This window comes from Thermodesulfovibrio aggregans (genome assembly GCF_001514535.1).
Taxonomy (GTDB): Bacteria; Nitrospirota; Thermodesulfovibrionia; order Thermodesulfovibrionales; family Thermodesulfovibrionaceae; genus Thermodesulfovibrio; species Thermodesulfovibrio aggregans.
On the sequence record NZ_BCNO01000001.1, the window covers coordinates 1,126,903 to 1,143,555 of the forward strand.

At 33.7% G+C, this 16,653-nt stretch carries 19 protein-coding genes, 1 tRNA gene and 1 pseudogene; 20 read left to right on the top strand and 1 reads right to left on the bottom strand.

The genetic code is table 11. The features are described from left to right. Nucleotides 1–47 precede the first annotated feature (47 nt). The 15 genes and pseudogenes from TAGGR_RS05720 (at nt 48) to mnmE (ending at nt 11,772) form a co-directional block, all read left to right on the top strand. A complete protein-coding gene (locus TAGGR_RS05720) occupies nt 48–332 on the top strand; it encodes an integration host factor subunit alpha (protein WP_059176365.1) in 285 nt (94 codons plus the stop codon). Between the two features lies 1 nt (nt 333). Beyond that, complete coding sequence (locus tag TAGGR_RS05725) at nt 334–699, top strand: MerR family transcriptional regulator (protein ID WP_059176366.1); 366 nt, start codon at nt 334–336, stop codon at nt 697–699. 2 nt (nt 700–701) lie between these two features. Further along, nucleotides 702–776: transfer RNA gene (locus TAGGR_RS05730), tRNA-Pro, on the top strand. Between the two features lie 30 nt (nt 777–806). After that, complete coding sequence (locus TAGGR_RS05735) at nt 807–2,120, top strand: nucleotide sugar dehydrogenase (protein WP_059176367.1); 1,314 nt, start codon at nt 807–809, stop codon at nt 2,118–2,120. A 31-nt stretch (nt 2,121–2,151) separates the two neighbouring features. Next, entirely contained in the window at nt 2,152–3,633 is a 1,482-nt protein-coding gene (gene lysS, locus TAGGR_RS05740) for a lysine--tRNA ligase (RefSeq protein WP_059176368.1), read from the top strand. Then, nucleotides 3,630–4,835, top strand: a complete 1,206-nt coding sequence (locus tag TAGGR_RS05745) for a lipoprotein-releasing ABC transporter permease subunit (RefSeq protein WP_059176369.1) — start codon at nt 3,630–3,632, stop codon at nt 4,833–4,835. Before lysS ends, TAGGR_RS05745 begins: the two co-directional genes overlap by 4 nt. After that, nucleotides 4,835–5,080: a hypothetical protein gene (locus TAGGR_RS05750; protein WP_059176370.1), complete on the top strand. Its 246-nt coding sequence runs from the start codon at nt 4,835–4,837 to the stop codon at nt 5,078–5,080. Before TAGGR_RS05745 ends, TAGGR_RS05750 begins: the two co-directional genes overlap by 1 nt. Continuing rightward, on the top strand, nt 5,049–5,747 hold the full coding sequence (locus tag TAGGR_RS05755) for an ABC transporter ATP-binding protein (RefSeq protein WP_059176371.1): 699 nt from the start codon (nt 5,049–5,051) through the stop codon (nt 5,745–5,747). Before TAGGR_RS05750 ends, TAGGR_RS05755 begins: the two co-directional genes overlap by 32 nt. 64 nt (nt 5,748–5,811) lie before the next feature. After that, a complete protein-coding gene (thrS, locus tag TAGGR_RS05760) occupies nt 5,812–7,701 on the top strand; it encodes a threonine--tRNA ligase (RefSeq protein WP_059176564.1) in 1,890 nt (629 codons plus the stop codon). A gap of 32 nt (nt 7,702–7,733) precedes the next feature. Then, entirely contained in the window at nt 7,734–8,225 is a 492-nt protein-coding gene (gene infC / locus TAGGR_RS05765) for a translation initiation factor IF-3 (protein ID WP_059176372.1), read from the top strand. A 59-nt stretch (nt 8,226–8,284) separates the two neighbouring features. Continuing rightward, on the top strand, nt 8,285–8,485 hold the full coding sequence (gene rpmI, locus TAGGR_RS05770) for a 50S ribosomal protein L35 (RefSeq protein WP_059176373.1): 201 nt from the start codon (nt 8,285–8,287) through the stop codon (nt 8,483–8,485). 15 nt (nt 8,486–8,500) lie between these two features. Next, on the top strand, nt 8,501–8,641 hold the full coding sequence (gene rpmH / locus TAGGR_RS05775; RefSeq protein WP_012545609.1) for a 50S ribosomal protein L34: 141 nt from the start codon (nt 8,501–8,503) through the stop codon (nt 8,639–8,641). Continuing rightward, nucleotides 8,623–8,847 (top strand): membrane protein insertion efficiency factor YidD, encoded by a 225-nt coding sequence (gene yidD / locus TAGGR_RS05780; RefSeq protein ID WP_059176374.1) that lies wholly within the window; start codon nt 8,623–8,625, stop codon nt 8,845–8,847. The genes rpmH and yidD overlap by 19 nt, the downstream gene beginning before the upstream one ends. A 34-nt stretch (nt 8,848–8,881) precedes the next feature. Further along, nucleotides 8,882–10,393: pseudogene (gene yidC, locus TAGGR_RS05785) on the top strand (membrane protein insertase YidC); the annotation flags it as partial. After that, nucleotides 10,390–11,772, top strand: coding sequence for a tRNA uridine-5-carboxymethylaminomethyl(34) synthesis GTPase MnmE (gene mnmE, locus TAGGR_RS05790; RefSeq protein ID WP_059176376.1), 1,383 nt, complete (start codon nt 10,390–10,392; stop codon nt 11,770–11,772). The pseudogene yidC and the gene mnmE, both read left to right, overlap by 4 nt. On the opposite strand, the gene TAGGR_RS05795 is transcribed toward mnmE, so the two are convergent. Beyond that, a complete protein-coding gene (locus TAGGR_RS05795) occupies nt 11,773–12,654 on the bottom strand; it encodes a peptidylprolyl isomerase (RefSeq protein WP_059176377.1) in 882 nt (293 codons plus the stop codon). A gap of 101 nt (nt 12,655–12,755) precedes the next feature. Between TAGGR_RS05795 and TAGGR_RS05800 the strand changes: the two genes are divergently transcribed. From TAGGR_RS05800 to TAGGR_RS05820, 5 genes are read left to right on the top strand one after another with little or no spacing between them, the layout of a single operon-like run. After that, a complete protein-coding gene (locus tag TAGGR_RS05800) occupies nt 12,756–13,526 on the top strand; it encodes an MlaE family ABC transporter permease (RefSeq protein ID WP_059176378.1) in 771 nt (256 codons plus the stop codon). After that, on the top strand, nt 13,523–14,278 hold the full coding sequence (locus TAGGR_RS05805) for an ABC transporter ATP-binding protein (RefSeq protein WP_059176379.1): 756 nt from the start codon (nt 13,523–13,525) through the stop codon (nt 14,276–14,278). Before TAGGR_RS05800 ends, TAGGR_RS05805 begins: the two co-directional genes overlap by 4 nt. Then, nucleotides 14,259–14,702, top strand: coding sequence for an outer membrane lipid asymmetry maintenance protein MlaD (mlaD, locus tag TAGGR_RS05810; RefSeq protein WP_059176380.1), 444 nt, complete (start codon nt 14,259–14,261; stop codon nt 14,700–14,702). Before TAGGR_RS05805 ends, mlaD begins: the two co-directional genes overlap by 20 nt. Next, nucleotides 14,683–16,044: a TolC family protein gene (locus tag TAGGR_RS05815; RefSeq protein ID WP_059176381.1), complete on the top strand. Its 1,362-nt coding sequence runs from the start codon at nt 14,683–14,685 to the stop codon at nt 16,042–16,044. Before mlaD ends, TAGGR_RS05815 begins: the two co-directional genes overlap by 20 nt. Then, nucleotides 16,044–16,652, top strand: a complete 609-nt coding sequence (locus TAGGR_RS05820) for an MlaC/ttg2D family ABC transporter substrate-binding protein (RefSeq protein ID WP_059176382.1) — start codon at nt 16,044–16,046, stop codon at nt 16,650–16,652. Before TAGGR_RS05815 ends, TAGGR_RS05820 begins: the two co-directional genes overlap by 1 nt. Nucleotide 16,653: the final 1 nt, after the last annotated feature.

Sequence of the window (16,653 nt, forward strand, 5' to 3'; positions counted from 1 at the left end):
AAGATAAAATTCAATAAACCATAATTCCTGAACTTGAGGAGGACATAATGACAAAGGCAGATCTTATTAATTTTATTTTTGAAAGAGTTGGTTTACCAAAAACAGAAATACAGAAAATTGTAGAAACAGTTTTTGATACAATAAAGGAAGCTTTAAAAGAAGAAGAAGTGGTTAAAATATCGGGTTTTGGAGTTTTTACAGTAAGAAGAAAGGGAAGTAGAATTGGTAGAAATCCAAAAACAATGCAGACAGTTGAGATTAAACCAAGAAAGGTGGTCACCTTCAGACCAAGTGAGCAGTTGAAACAAAGGATTCAGAAAAGTATGAGCTGAAATGGGAGAGCCAATACAAAAACAGCTGCCTTTCAAAATTTTTTATAAAATTGGTGAGACAAGCAGAATTGTTGGAGTAGAGCCTTATGTTTTAAGATACTGGGAAACAGAATTTCCTTTTTTAAAGCCTAAAAAGACAAAAACAGGACAAAGATTGTATACTAAAAAAGATATAGAAATTTTATTTTTAATAAAAAAAATGCTATATGAAGATAAGTTTACAATAGAAGGAGTAAGACAAAAGTTAGGTAAAATGTATCGGCATGTTGAAGATGAAATACCAGCAAAAGACGAAAATTTAATAAAAAAGGATATAGTAGAAAAAGTAAGATTCAAACTGAAAGAGATTTTGAAAATGCTTTCCTGAATCGGGGCGTAGCGCAGCCTGGTTAGCGCACTCGCTTGGGGTGCGAGTGGTCGGCCGTTCAAATCGGCTCGCCCCGATTTTTTAATGAAGATTTTTTGGAGGGTTAGTTGCTCAGTTTTGATGACTTTTTATCGGGAAAGAAGGCTATTTGTGTAGTAGGACTTGGGTATGTTGGACTGCCTCTTGCTCTACTTCTTTCAAAAAAATTCAATGTAATAGGTTTTGATATAAATGATAGAAGAATAAAAGAATTAAAAAAAAGTATTGATACAACAGGTGAGTTTCTCACAGAAGAATTAAATAATTCATCTGTTCAATTTACATCCGATGAGAAGTTTATAAAAAAGGCATCCCTCATAATTGTTGCTGTTCCGACACCTGTAGATAAAATTAAAAATCCTGATTTGAGTTTTGTTAAATCAGCTTCTCATCGTGTTGGCAGAAATTTACAAAGAGACTCATTAGTAGTATACGAATCTACGGTATGGCCAGGACTTACAGAAGAAATATGTGTTCCTATTTTAGAGAAAGAAAGTGGACTTAAGTGGAAAAAGGACTTTAATGTTGGATACTCTCCTGAGAGGGTTAATCCTGGAGACAAAGAGCATACAATAGACAAAATTGTTAAAGTAGTTGCAGGAGATACTGAACAAACAACAGATTTAATTGCAAAAATTTATGGCGCTGTTATTGAAGCAGGGGTTTACAGAGCTTCAAATATAAAAACAGCTGAAGCTGCTAAGGTTATTGAGAATATTCAAAGAGATTTAAACATTGCACTTATGAATGAGCTTGCTATTGTTTTCCATAAGTTGGGAATTGATACCAAGGAAGTTCTTGAAGCTGCGTCAACGAAGTGGAATTTTTTGAGATTTGAACCAGGGCTTGTTGGAGGTCATTGTATTGGAGTAGATCCTTATTATTTAACCCACAAAGCTCAGCAAGTCGGATATACTCCTCAAGTTATTCTTGCAGGTAGAGGTATTAATGAATACATCCCACGATTCATAGCAGAAGAGACAGTCAAGTTGATGATAAAAAATGATAAAAAAGTTAATAAAGGTAGAATTCTTATACTGGGATTTACATTCAAGGAAAATATTTCAGATGTAAGGAACACTAAAGTATATGAGCTTTACAAAGAACTGAAGGAATACAACATAGACATTCATATTTACGATCCTCGGGCAAATAAAGAGGAAGTAAAAGCATACTATGGCATAGATTTAATTGATGATATAGGAAGAAAAAAGTTTTATGATGCTTTGATTATAGCTGTAAAACATAAAGAGTTTATTGAAAATTTTACATTACCCTTTTTGAAGTCTTTATGTAAGGAGCCATTGATTGTAGTGGACATAAAAGGAATTTTGAATAAGAAAGAAGTAGAAAAACAGGGCGGTATTTACTGGACACTTTAACTATAAATCACGGGAGGTATGAATAGGGATTATGCAGGAAACACCTTTATCTGAGCTTATACAGCAGAGAATTAAAAAACTTGAAGTATTAAGAAGTCTTGGTATTGAACCTTATAATGGAGTTTTTGAACCTAAAGACAGTACTGATGATATCTTTAAAAAATTTGGAAGTTTTGATAAAGAAAAACTGGAAAATGAAAATATATTTACCTCAGTAGCAGGAAGGATAATTCTTTTAAGAGATTTTGGTAAAGCAGCTTTTGCTCATATTCAGGATTCAAAAGGAAGAATTCAGATTTATCTTAGAAAGGATATTTTAGGAGAGAAGTTTTCTCTAATTAAAAATCTTGATATCGGTGATATTATTGGTGTAGAGGGAAGACTCTTTAGAACAAAGACAAATGAGTTAACAATAGAAGTGCATAATTTCGTTTTTTTAAGTAAATCACTGAGACCTCTTCCTGAAAAATGGCATGGACTCAAAGACATTGAAGCAAGATACAGGCAAAGATATGTTGACCTTATTGTAAATCCATCGGTAAAAGATACTTTTATAAAAAGGCAGCAAATAATTAAGTATTTAAGAGAGTTTCTTGAAAGTGAAGGATTCCTTGAAGTTGAAACTCCAATGATGCATCCAATTGCAGGAGGAGCAAGGGCTAAACCTTTTAAAACATATCATGAAGCACTTGATATGGAATTATACTTGAGAATCGCACCGGAGCTTTATCTAAAAAGACTTCTTGTAGGAGGATTTGAAAGAGTTTTTGAGATTGGCAAAAACTTCCGTAACGAAGGCATATCAACAAAACACAATCCAGAATTTACAATGGTAGAGTTTTATGTAGCCTACAAAGACTACAACTGGCTTATGGATTTTACAGAAAAACTGCTAACTTATATTGTAGAAAGAGTGTGTGGAAGTCTTCAGATAAAATATGGAGATTATACGATTGATTTTACCCCACCATTTAAAAAAGTTACCATGCACAATGCCTTGAAAAGTAAAGGTGTACCAGAAGAAGTATTGAGAGATTTTACCGCTGCTTTGAGATGGGCTAAAGAAAAGGGAATAGAGGTGCCTGAGAAGAGTTCTTTAAGCAAAGTCCTTGATGAAATATTTAAAGAAATGGTTGAACCAGAATTAATTCAGCCAACATTCGTTATTGACTATCCTGTTGAACTTTCTCCTTTAGCAAAGAGAAAAAGAGACAATCCAGAGTTTGTTGAGAGATTTGAGCTTTTCATTGCTGGACGAGAAATTGCAAATGCCTTTTCAGAACTTAATGATCCTATTGATCAGAAAGAAAGATTTCTCCGTCAACTTGAGGAAAGGCTTAAAGGAGATGAGGAAGTTCCTGAAATGGACGAAGATTTTGTAAGAGCTCTTGAAGTTGGTATGCCTCCAGCAGCAGGAGAAGGCATTGGAATAGATAGACTTGTTATGATTTTAACTGACAGTCACTCAATAAGAGATGTTATACTGTTTCCTCTTTTAAGACCTGAAAAATGAAACTTCCCTTTTTTATTGCCCTACGCTATCTAAGAAGCCGAAAAAGAGGAATCTCTTTCAGCACTATAATTTCAATAAGTGGAGTTGCATTAGGGGTAATGGCTCTGATTGTTGTTATTTCTGTAATAAGCGGTTTTCATGAGGATTTACAGAAGAAAATTCTTGGTGCACAGGCGCATGCCGTTGTTTTAAGTTATTCTGGAGGAATAGGTGACTATAAAACTATAATGGATTTTTTATCAAAAAAACAGGAAATTGAGGCATGTTCTCCCTTTATAATCGGACAGGTTTTAATTTCATCAGGTAAAAGGGCTCATGGAGTTTACCTTAGAGGTATTATTCCTCAGTATGATATGAAAACTACAGAGATTTTTAAAAATGTTAAGTATAAATACGAAAATTACACAGACCTACCATGGATAATAATTGGTAAAGAACTGGCAAATCTTCTCGGAGTGCTACCAGGAGATACAATTACTGTTATATCTCCAATGGGCTCAATTGGTCCATTAGGAATAATACCAAAAGTCAAAAAATTTATTGTTACAGGAGTTTTTGAAATAGGAATGTATGAGTATGATATGAATCTTGCAGTAACAGACCTTAAAACAGCTCAGGATTTTTTTGAGTATGGAGATAAAGTAACAGGTATTCAATTAAGACTTAGTGACATATATAAAGCAGATATTATTAGTCAAAAACTTACAAGAGAACTTGGGGGAGAGTTCTATGTTAAAGACTGGATGCAGATGAACAAAAATCTTTTTTCTGCTCTTAAACTTGAAAAATTTACAATGTTTCTTATTCTTACATTGATTGTTCTTGTAGCCTCTTTTAATATAGTCAGTATGTTAATGATAAATGTTACTGAAAAACAAAGAGATATTGCAATCCTTAAATCAATGGGTGCAACAGATAATCTTATAAAACAGGTTTTTGTATTTCAGGGGCTTATTATAGGTTTAGTAGGCACTTTTATTGGTCTAGTGGGAGGAGTTTTTTTATGTGAGATTATTAAATCTTACGAAATTGTAAAGCTTCCCGCAGATGTTTACTATTTGAGCAGGTTACCAGTCAAGATTAAAATTTTTGATATTATACTTATATGTGCCTGTGCTTTGTTTATCAGTCTTATTTCAACTGTATATCCTGCTCACAGAGCATCAAAAATAAATCCTGTAGAGATTTTGAGGTATGAGTGATGTTTAGATTTATTAGAAATATAGGTTGTCTGAGCATAATATTGCTCACAGTTTTTCTTTTTATAGCAGTATTCTTCGGAGGAGAAAAAATTAGAAATATAGGTGATAAAACAACAGGTATAGTTAAAAAAGGATTTCACCATGCTGCAGACAAAGCTGATGATATTCATCGTTATATAATGGAACATATAAATAAATTTGGAAAACCCTTCCGTGAAAGAGATATTAATAACAATAAATCTTAGAAAGACATATCTGACAAAGGCTGGTGCTATAGAAGTGTTAAAAGGAATTGATTTTGTAGCCTATCAGGGTGAAATTGTCGCAATAACAGGAGCGAGTGGAGTTGGTAAAAGCACATTTCTTCATGTAATTGGAACATTAGATAATCCTACATCTGGTGAGATTTTATACAAATTTGACAGAGAAATAAATACTTCCAAACTCTCTGCTGATGCTCTTTCTGAGTTTAGAAATAAACATATCGGATTTGTATTTCAGTTTCACTATCTTTTACCAGAATTTAATGTCATGGAAAATGTTATAATGCCTGAGTTAATTGCAAGGGAATATAAAAAGAATAAAGAAACTCAAGATAGTCTTAAAGAGAGAGCTTTTGAAATTCTTAAAAAACTGGGACTTTCAGAACGTGTTTATCATCGTCCTGGTGAGCTTTCAGGTGGTGAGCAACAGAGAGTGGCTGTAGCAAGAGCTCTATTTAGAAAACCTTCTTTAGTACTTGCTGATGAACCTACAGGAAATCTTGATTCACGATCAGCCCATGAACTTTTTGAGCTTTTTCAGAAAATTAACTCTGAAGAAGGCACAACTTTTATAATTGTAACTCATAACGAAACACTTGCTCAAAAATGCACAAGAAGGTTAAGAATGATAGATGGAACTTTAACATAGATATTGATTATTACGAAGCTTTTAGATTAATATAGATTTTGAAAAATTTTTAAGGAGGTTGAGCATAAAAGTAAAAATTAAAGACAGTATTTTTGAGTTAGAGCCTGAAGAAGTAAAAAAACTTATTAAAGAAAATCAGGCAATAGCTATTAAAGTAAATGGTCAGTTAAAAGATTTACTATTTTTATCCTTCCTAAATGGAGATGAAGAAATTGAAATAATAACAGCTGATAATGAAGAAGGACTTGAAATTCTCAGGCACAGCACTGCCCATATAATGGCTCACGCTGTAAAGGATCTTTTCCCTGAAGTAAAAGTCACCATAGGACCTGCCATTGAAGATGGATTTTACTATGATTTTGATAAAGATGAGCCCTTTACTGAAGAGGATCTTCAAAAAATAGAAAAAAGAATGCAGGAAATTATAAGAGCAAAAAATCCTTTTACAAGAAAAGAAATATCAAAGCAAGAGGCAATTGAACTTTTTGAATCTCTTGGTGAGTCTTACAAAGTTGAGATTCTCAGTGAAATAGAAGATGAAAAAGTCTCGATATATGAGGAGGGTGGATTCATTGATTTATGTAGGGGTCCTCATGTTCCTCATACTGGAGTGGTAAAAGCATTCAAACTTCTCAGTGTTGCTGGCGCTTACTGGCGTGGAGATGAAAAGAATAAGATGCTACAAAGAATATATGGTATAGCCTTTCCAACCAAGGAACAGCTTGAAAGCTATCTTAAATTTCTTGAAGAAGTTAAAAAGAGAGACCACAGAAGACTTGGTAAACAACTGAGACTTTTCGAAATAAGCGAGGAAATAGGTCCTGGTCTTATAATATGGCTTCCAAATGGAGCACTAATTAGAAAAATTATAGAAGATTTCTGGAAAGATGAACATATAAAAGCAGGTTATCAACTTCTTTATACTCCTCATATTGCAAAACTTGAACTGTGGCAAAAGAGTGGACATCTTGATTTTTACCGGGAAAATATGTACTCTCCTATGGAAATTGACGAAGTTGCCTATCAACTTAAACCAATGAACTGTCCTTTTCATATTCAGGTATATAAATCAGAACTTCGTAGCTACAGAGACCTTCCATTAAGATTTGCAGAACTTGGAACAGTTTATAGATATGAGAGATCAGGAGTACTTCATGGACTTTTGCGGGTTAGAGGATTTACTCAGGACGATGCCCACATATTTTGCACAGAAGAGCAACTTGAAGAAGAAATACAGAAAGTTCTTGATTTCACGGTATTTATTTTATCTACCTTTGGATTTGACAATTACGAAATATACATTTCAACAAGACCAGAAAAATACGTTGGAAGTCTTGAAAACTGGGAAAAAGCAACAGGAGCTCTGGAGCAGGCACTTAAAAAACAAAATTTGCCATATCAGATTGATCCTGGAGAGGGAGTTTTTTACGGACCAAAGATTGATATAAAAATAAAGGATGTATTAAACAGAGCCTGGCAGTGCAGTACAATTCAGGTAGATTTTAATATTCCAGAAAGATTTGATATTACATATAGAGGGAAAGATGGTAAAGAACATAGACCAATTATGATACATAGAGCCCTTATGGGTTCACTTGAGAGATTTATGGGAGTTCTTATTGAGCACTATGCAGGTGCTTTTCCATTATGGCTTGCACCTGTGCAGGTCGAGGTTATGTCCATTTCTGAAAAACACACGGATTATGCAAAACAGATTTATGATAAACTTGTACAAAAAGGTTTTCGAGTAAAACTTAACATTGAAAATGAAAAAATTGGGTACAAGATAAGACAGGCAACTTTGAATAAAATACCATACATGGTAATAGTTGGTGAAAAAGAAATGGAAAGTGGTCGACTCACAGTAAGATTGCAAGAAGGTAAGAATCTTGAACTAATATCAATTGATGAGTTTTTACAACAGCTTTTTGAGAGAATACAGCAAAGAAAATAAATTTAGGAGGTGAAATAATAGCAACCAAAGATATTAGAGTAAACGAATCTATTAAAGCAAAGGAAGTAAGATTAATTGATGAAAATGGTAAGCAGATAGGTGTTGTAAGTATTAAAGAAGCTCTTCAAATAGCAAGGGAAAGGGGATATGATCTTGTAGAGGTAGCGCCAAATGCAAATCCACCAGTGTGTAAAATTATGGATTATGGAAAATATAAGTATCAACTTGACAAAAAGATTTCTTCAAAGAAAACTTCTACTGTAAAGGAGATAAAAATAAGACCACAGATATCAGATCATGACTTACAACTTAAAGTAAAACACATAAAAAGATTCCTTGAAGACGGGGACAAAGCAAGAGTAACACTTTTTTTCAGAGGAAGAGAAATTGTGCATCCGGAACTGGGGATGAAAGTTTTTGATAAGATAAAAGCTCTTTTAATAGGTTTTTCTCATCGTATTGAGCAAGAACCCCGGCTTGAAGGCAATAGTATGAGCATGATCATAGCTCCAGGAAAAGATTGATAAATTCATAAAAGTTTTATTAAAATATTTTTCTAAACTTATTGAGGAGGAGATTGTTTATGCCAAAACTCAAAACACACAGAGGAGCTGCAAAAAGATTTAAAGTAACAGCTACTGGCAAGATAATGCGTAGAAAAGCAAATAAGAGTCATTTACTTACAGGAAAACCTTCCAAGAGAACAAGAAGTTTAAGACATCCAACTGTGGTTGATGAAACTCAGTACAAAACTATAAAAACCCTGATTCCTTACAAATTTTAATCAGGAGGTTAAAAATTGGGAGCTTATACAACTTACCATCCTCATAAGCTTAAAAAGAAGAGAACACATGGTTTTCTTAAAAGGATGAGCACACCTGGAGGAAGAAGAGTAATAAAAAGAAGAAGAGCAAAGGGTAGATGGAGATTAACTCCTTAATTTCAAGAGTTTTCCTAATTTTAATAATTTTTTACAGGAGGTTCATATCGCCACTTATGCCTCCTGTATGTAGATTTTATCCAACATGTTCAGAGTATGCAGAACAGGCAATAAAAAAATATGGTGTAAAAGGTATTTTATTGTCAATAAAAAGACTACTTAAATGTCATCCATTTCATCCAGGAGGATATGATCCATTAAGGTGATAGTATGGAAAATGCAGGATTAAGAGCTTTTTTGGCTGTGCTTTTAAGCATGGTCATTCTTTTTGGCAGTCAGTACTTGTTTACAAAATATTATAAGCCAGCGATTCAGCCTACTGAGCAAAAAGAAGAAAGGAAAAAAGAGGAAAAAACTCAAACTCCTCAAACTCATAGTTTTCCTACTGATAAAAAAGAGGTTAAACCACTGGTAAAAGAGACAAAGTACAAGGAAGTTGTTGTAGAAAATGAAGTCTTTAAGGTAGTCCTTTCAAATGAGGGAGCTTCTATTAAATCAGTTGAGCTTAAAAAATATAAAGACTCAAAAGGCAATCCTATTAAAATTTCCTCTGGTCAAATTCCTGCTCTTTCAATAATTAAAGATGGTAAATTTGATTATGCAAAAGTTATCTTCAATATAGATGACTCAAGGGCAACATTTAAAAAATCAAATGAAGCAGAGGTTGTTTTCACCTATACTGATGACACTATTTCTATTAAAAGAAGTTTTATTTTTAATAAAACCGATTATGTAATTGACCTAAAAGATGAGATAAACGGAATTGGTTCTCACTATGTATCACTTGGAGAGAATTTCGGAATTTTTGATAAAACTGACGCACCGCACTTCGGTCCAGTAATTCTAAAAGAAGCTGAAAGAATTGAAATCAATCCTTCAAAAATAAAAGACACTGTCACATACAGAGAAGGTGTAAAATGGATTGCTCAGGAAGACAAATACTTTTTTTCAGCTATTGTTCCTTTAAGTAAAGCCGAGAAATTTATTATATTTCCATATAATGGAGATGCTATTGGAGCAGTTGAATTTCAGGATGGAATAAATCAGTACAGGGTATTCACTGCTCCAAAGGATTATGATTATCTTAAAAAATTTAATGTAGATTTACAACACATAGTTGATTTCGGATTTTTCTCAATTATAGCTCGTCCTCTTTTTTGGTTTTTAAAACTTCTTTATACGCTCGTTGGTAATTACGGAGTTGCCATAATAATTCTAACAATACTTGTTAGAATTCCTTTTATCCCTATAGTTAATCGTGGACAGAAATCAATGCAAAAACTCAGTGAACTTCAGCCCAAATTAATGCAATTGAAAGAACAGTACAAGAATGATCCACAGAGACTTCAAAAGGAGATGATGGAACTTTACAGAAAGTACAAAATCAATCCAATGAGTGGATGTCTTCCAATATTACTTCAGATTCCTGTATTTTTTGCTCTCTACAAAATTCTCACAATTGCCATTGAACTAAGACAGGCTCCATTTATGTTATGGATTCATGACCTTTCAGTAAAGGACCCCTACTATATTCTTCCAATTTTAATGGGTGCTACGATGTTAATTCAGCAGAAGATGACTCCTTCTACTGCAGATCCGACTCAGCAAAAAATAATGTTACTTATGCCAGTAGTTTTTACATTTTTATTCCTGAGTTTTCCTTCAGGTCTTGTTCTTTACTGGCTTGTAAACAACATATTTGGAATTGTACAACAGTTTTACATTAATCAGAAAATAAAAAAAGCTAAGTGATTCCATCAGAGTTTGACACAATTGCTGCAATAAGCACTCCCTTAGGGGAAGGTGGAATCGGAATAATTCGTATAAGTGGAAAAGATGCAATTAAAATTGCCGATAAAATATTTCACTCTCCCAAGGGATTAAAACTTGCAGATGTAAAAACTCATACTATTCATTATGGCTTTATAGTTAATCCTCAAACAGGTGAGAAAATAGACGAAGTTTTAGTGACTGTTATGCGAGCGCCTCATACCTATACAAGAGAGGATACAGTTGAAATTAACTGTCATGCAGGATACATAACTTTAAAAAAAATTCTTAATCTTGTTCTTTTGCATGGTGCACGTCTTGCTGAACCAGGAGAGTTTACAAAAAGAGCATTCCTAAGAGGAAGAATTGACCTTAGTCAGGCAGAATCAGTAATAGATCTTATAAAGGCAAAAACAGAGCAGGCTCAAAAGATTGCATTAGACCATTTAAGTGGTAAGCTTTCGGAGAAAATTAATGAATTAAGGGATGCTATTACAAGAGTCTGTGCTCATGTTGAGGCTTACATTGATTTTCCAGAGGAAGACATTGATGGGTTAACTCAGGAACAGATTCAGAGTGAGATAAATAGAGTAAAGGAAGAGATTAAAAAACTAATTGAAGGATACGAAGAAGGCAAGATTTACAGAGAGGGTTTAAGAGCTGCCATTGTTGGTAAACCGAATGTAGGCAAGTCTTCATTACTTAACGCATTACTTATGAAAGATAGAGCAATTGTTACAGAAATTCCAGGAACTACAAGGGATATTATAGAAGAATATGTAAATATTAAGGGAATACCTCTTCAAATTGTTGATACTGCAGGAATTCGGGAAGCTCATGATCTGGTAGAGGCAGAGGGTATAAAGAGAAGTTTAAAGGCAGTTGAATTAGCTGAAATTATTTTGCTTGTTCTTGACAGTAGTAAACCAATTGACAGTCTCGATGAAGAAATAATAAACAAGATAATCCATAAAAAAGTTATAGTTGTGATAAACAAAAAAGACATAAAAAGCAGGGAATTTCAACTACCAGAGTCTTTGAAAGATAAGCCAGCAGTTGAGATTTCAGCTTTAAAAGGAGAGGGCATAGAAGAATTAAAGGAACTTATTTTTAATACAACAATTACTGGAAAATATGAGCAAGAAGGAGTAGTTGTTACAAAACTGAGACATAAAATAGCACTTGATAATGCTCTTGAGGCACTTGAAAATGCTCTTCAAACTTTTGAAAAAAAAGAGCCTCTTGAGATAACTGCTATGTTTCTCAGAGAGGCTCTGAACTGTCTTGGTCAGATTGTAGGTGTAGTTACTACTGAAGATATATTGAATATAATCTTCAGTGAATTCTGTATTGGTAAATAGTTATTTAGTCTTCTGTGGAGTCTCTTCAGGTTTTCCTCCAATTAAATTTTGATTTAGTATTTCCTGCAAAGCCTTTTCATTAACCTCTACTTTATGCTTCTTTTTCAGTTCTTCAATGTAACTGTTAAACCATTCCTGCTGTTTTTTTGCTCTGAGTTGTTCAGTAAGTTGTTCTTTAATTTGTTCAAACTCAACTGCTGTTCCCTTTACATCAGTTACTTTAAATATGTAAAGATTTCCATTCAAGTTTAGAGGCATGCTTATTTGACCCTTTTTTAAGTTAAAGGCAACATTTTCTATCTGTGGGCTTAGTTGTCCTTTTTTAAAGAATCCTATGTCTCCTCCAGAGGCTTTTGTTTTTTCATCTTTTGAAAGTTCTTTGGCTATGTTTCCAAAGTCTTCACCTTTATCAATTTTTTCATAAACTTTTTTAGCTTCTTCTTCATTTTTTACAACTATCTGGCTCAATCTTATTTCAGTTGGTTTAATAAACTGGTCTTTGTTTTTTTCATAATAATCTTTTGCGTCTTTTTCGGTAACCTGTGGTAGATTTTTCAATTCCTGCTCAAGTAACATATTAATAAGTGTGATTTTCTTAAACTCTTCAACTCTTCTCTTAAATTCCTCTGACTTTGCCAGATCTTTTTTCTTGGCTTCTTCATATAAAACTTCTCTTTTAATTAACTCGTCTTTTAAGCGGTTTACACCTTCAGGTGAAGGAAGAAATACCTTTGTTTGAGGAGGAAGGCTTTTGAGATCCTCTTGAAGTTCCTTTTTGGTAAGTTTTGATGAACCAGCTTTTACAACTACTTCGTCACCTTTACTGCAAGCAAAAATAAGAGAAAAACTTAACAAAATAATAAAAATTTTCAGATATTTCATAATCTGAACTCCTTTCAAAAAATTTTTTTAATTTAACACTAAATAAGAAGTTTAAGCAAATGTTGACAAAAAAATATTGAAATAGCTATCTTAAATCTTCAATGGTATCACTTATAAAATTTGTTGGCAGATACACAATAGCACTTTTAATCTTTTTAGGAAGAATGTTTATCTTCCTTATTGATTCAATTTATCACATTTTTACACCTCCACTTAAACTGAAAAATTTTCTCAGACAGGTAAGATTTTTCGGCAACAAATCAATGATTGTAGTAATCTTTACAGGTGCCTTTAGTGGAATGGTTCTGGCTCTTCAGGGTTACTATGCATTAAATAAATTTGGAGCAGAAGCACTTTTAGGACCTGTTGTAGCACTTTCTCTCATAAGAGAGCTTGGTCCTGTGCTTTGTGCACTGATGGTTACAGGAAGAGCAGGTTCTGCAGTTACAGCAGAAATAGGAATTATGCGAATTACCGAGCAGATTGATGCTCTTACAGTAATGGCAGTTAATCCAATGAAGTATGTAGTGGTACCCAATATTCTTGCCGGTATTGTTACTTTTCCTCTTTTAACTGCAATTTTTGATGTTGTTGGAATATATGGTGGATATCTTGTTTCAGTTCATGCTCTTGGACTCAGTGAAGGCACATATTTTTCGCAGATGGAACTTTATGTTGATATGGAAGATATAAGAATCGGACTGTATAAGTCATTGAGTTTTGGTCTTCTTGTTACCTGGATATGCACATTTATGGGGTACAATGCCGGTTACGGTGCAAGAGGTGTAAGCAGGGCGACAACTAATGCTGTTGTTCTTTCTTCTGTTGTTATTCTTCTGTGGGATTATATGCTTGGAGCATTTCTATTATGATTGAAATAAAAGAGCTCTATAAGTCTTTTGGAAAACAGCAGGTTTTAAAAGGCGTTAATTTAACAATAAATGAAGGAGAAGTAACTGCAGTTATTGGAAGAAGTGGTGGGGGAAAATCTGTTTTGCTGAAGCATATTGTGGGACTTCTTAAACCTGACAGCGGAAGTATATTTATAAAGGGAGAGGATATAACAAAGCTAAAAGGAAGCAAACTTGATGAAATAAGAGCGGATATTGGAGTTGTTTTTCAGGGAGGTGCTCTTTTTGATTCAATGACTGTGTATGACAATGTTGCTTTTCCTCTTACAGAGAAGACTAAGCTAAGTAAAAAAGAGATTCAGGAAAGAGTTATTAAAGCTCTTTCTGATGTAGGACTAAGAGGAATGGAGTATAAATATCCTGCAGAACTTAGTGGAGGTATGCGTAAAAGAGTTGCCCTTGCGAGAGCATTAATAGCTCATCCTAAGATAATTCTTTTTGACGAACCAACAACAGGGCTTGATCCGATTTTAGTGCGTTCAATTCATAGACTTATAAGAGACACTCAAAAACAATATGGATTTACAGGATTAATAATAAGCCATGAAATTCCTGAGATTTTTGATATTTCTGATAGAGTTGCCATGCTTCATGATGGAAGAATTGTTGAAGTAGGAACACCAGAAGAAATTCAGAAAAGTGAAACACCGGTAGTAAAAAATTTTATAATGGGAATAGAGGATGGAGGGAACAATGAAAAGGGAAAATCTTGAAATAGTGGTGGGAGTATTTGTTTTAATTGGAATTTTAGCACTTGGTTATCTTTCTTTCAGGCTTGGCAAAATCGACATGTTTCAGACAGGCTACTATACTGTTTATGCAGAGTTTGACAAGGTAGGGGGAATTAAAAAGGGTTCAGTTGTTGAGATTGCAGGAGTTCCTGTTGGTACTGTTGAAAAGGTAACATTAAATGATAAATATCAGGCAGTAGTTGAGTTGAAGATATCAAACACCATTAAACTTCCAGATGATTCAATTGCTTCAATAAGAACAAAGGGATTGATAGGGGAGAAATATGTTCAGATTACACCAGGTGGTTCTGAACAATATATTGCTCAGAATGGTAAAATTAGAGAAACAGAGTCATCAATAGATATAGAGGAGGTATTGTCAAAATATGTATTCGGGAAAATTTAGATTTTTGATCATTACCTTTATAGTTTTATTTTCAACAGTCTGTTTTGCCGAAGATAGAGTAGTTCTTGATCTTAAGGGATGCGTTGAAAGAGCTGTTAAATTTCATCCAGAACTTGGTGAATACAAACAGGATATTGAAATTTACAAGGCAAAACTTTTACAGGCACAGTCAGCATCTTTCCCTCAGATTGAACTTATGGCTTTAGGGGGTCCTTCACCAAAAGCAGAAAAAGATGCCATATCTCCAGATATTAAGACAGATGTCAAGTCAACAACAATTAATGGTGTTTTTGGCATGATTACAATGCAGGTCTTACAACCAATTTATACCTTTGGAAAGATTTCAGGGTACAGAACTGCTGCTGAGGGAGGGATAAAGGTCTCTGAGGCAGAACTTGAAAAAAAACGTTCAGAGATTATATTAAAAACGAAAGAACTCTATTGGAGTCTTTCAATGATCAGGGATTTGAGAAACCTTGCCAAAGAAATTAAAGATGAGCTTGAAAAGGCAATTAAAAGAACAGAAGAGGATTTAAAAAAAGATATTCCCTCTGCCGATGAACTCACTCTTTATAAACTTAAAACTTACCTGGGTGAGGTAAAGAGAAATCTGAATGAAATTGACAAAAATGAGTCAATAATAATAGAAGCTCTGAAATTCATGACAGGTGTTCCACAAAATACAAAGCTTGAGATAATTACAGAACCTTTAAAATATGAAGAAGTAGTATTTAATCCAGATGAATTAATTTCAAAGGCTTTTCAATTAAGACCTGAAATGATTCAAATAAGGGAAGGACTTAAGGCACGACAGGCATTAATTGATGTTGAAAAAAGCAATCTTTATCCTCAGTTATTTTTCCTTGTAAAGGGTTCCCTGGCTGGAGCAACTAACAGAGATAGAATCCACAATCCATATATTTATGACCCTCTAAATGACTCAATGCTTGCAGCAGTGCTTGGAATGAAACTCAATATAGATTTTGGTATAACAAAAGGTAAAATAAGAGAGGCTGAAATTGAGTATCAAAAAGTGCTTGAAAAGAAAAAACTTGCTGAAAGTGGTATTCCTGTTCAGATTATGAAAGCCTATTATGAACTTTTAGAGGCAACAAAGTCTGCTCGGGATATGGATGAAGCTTATCAAAATGCTAAAAAATGGCTTGTAACAGCAGATGCAAATATTGATATGGGAGTTGGAGAGACAAAGGATTTAGCAGATGCTGTTTTAGCATATGCTACTACTAGAGTTAATTACTTAAAGGCACTTTATAATCAAAAGATGGCTATTGCAAATTTACTTCAGGCATCTGGACTTGATAGAGAAAGGGAGGTTAAGTAATGAAAAAATTAGCGATATTCTTAATAATAACTTTTTTTACCGTATCATTTGCCTTTGCAGTTGTTTCACCAAAAGAGCAGATTAAAAAAACTGTCGATAATGTAATAAGTATTCTTAAGGACCCTAAATACAAAGGACAAAAGAAAGCACAACAGAGAAGAGCAGCTTTAAGAGCAGAAATAAGTAAAGTTTTTGATTTTGAAGAGATGGCAAAACGTTCTCTTGGTGTTTACTGGAAAGACAGAACTCCTCAGGAAAGAAAAGAGTTTGTTGAGCTTTATAAAGATTTGCTTGAAAGGTCATATAGTGGAAAGATTGAATCCTATACTGATGAAGAAGTAATTTATACAGATGAAAAAATTGAAAATGGTAAGTTTGCTGAGGTGAAAACAAAGATAATAACTAAAGAACGAAAAGAGATTCCAATTAATTACAGGCTTTATTTTAATGGAAATGAATGGAAAGTTTATGATGTTGTCATTGAAGGAGTGAGCCTTGTGAGTAATTACCGCAGCCAGTTTAACAAAATAATTCGCACCTACTCCTATCAGGAACTTGTAAAAAGAATGAAAACGAAACAATTAGAAGAGTTAATGAGGGAGAAATAAT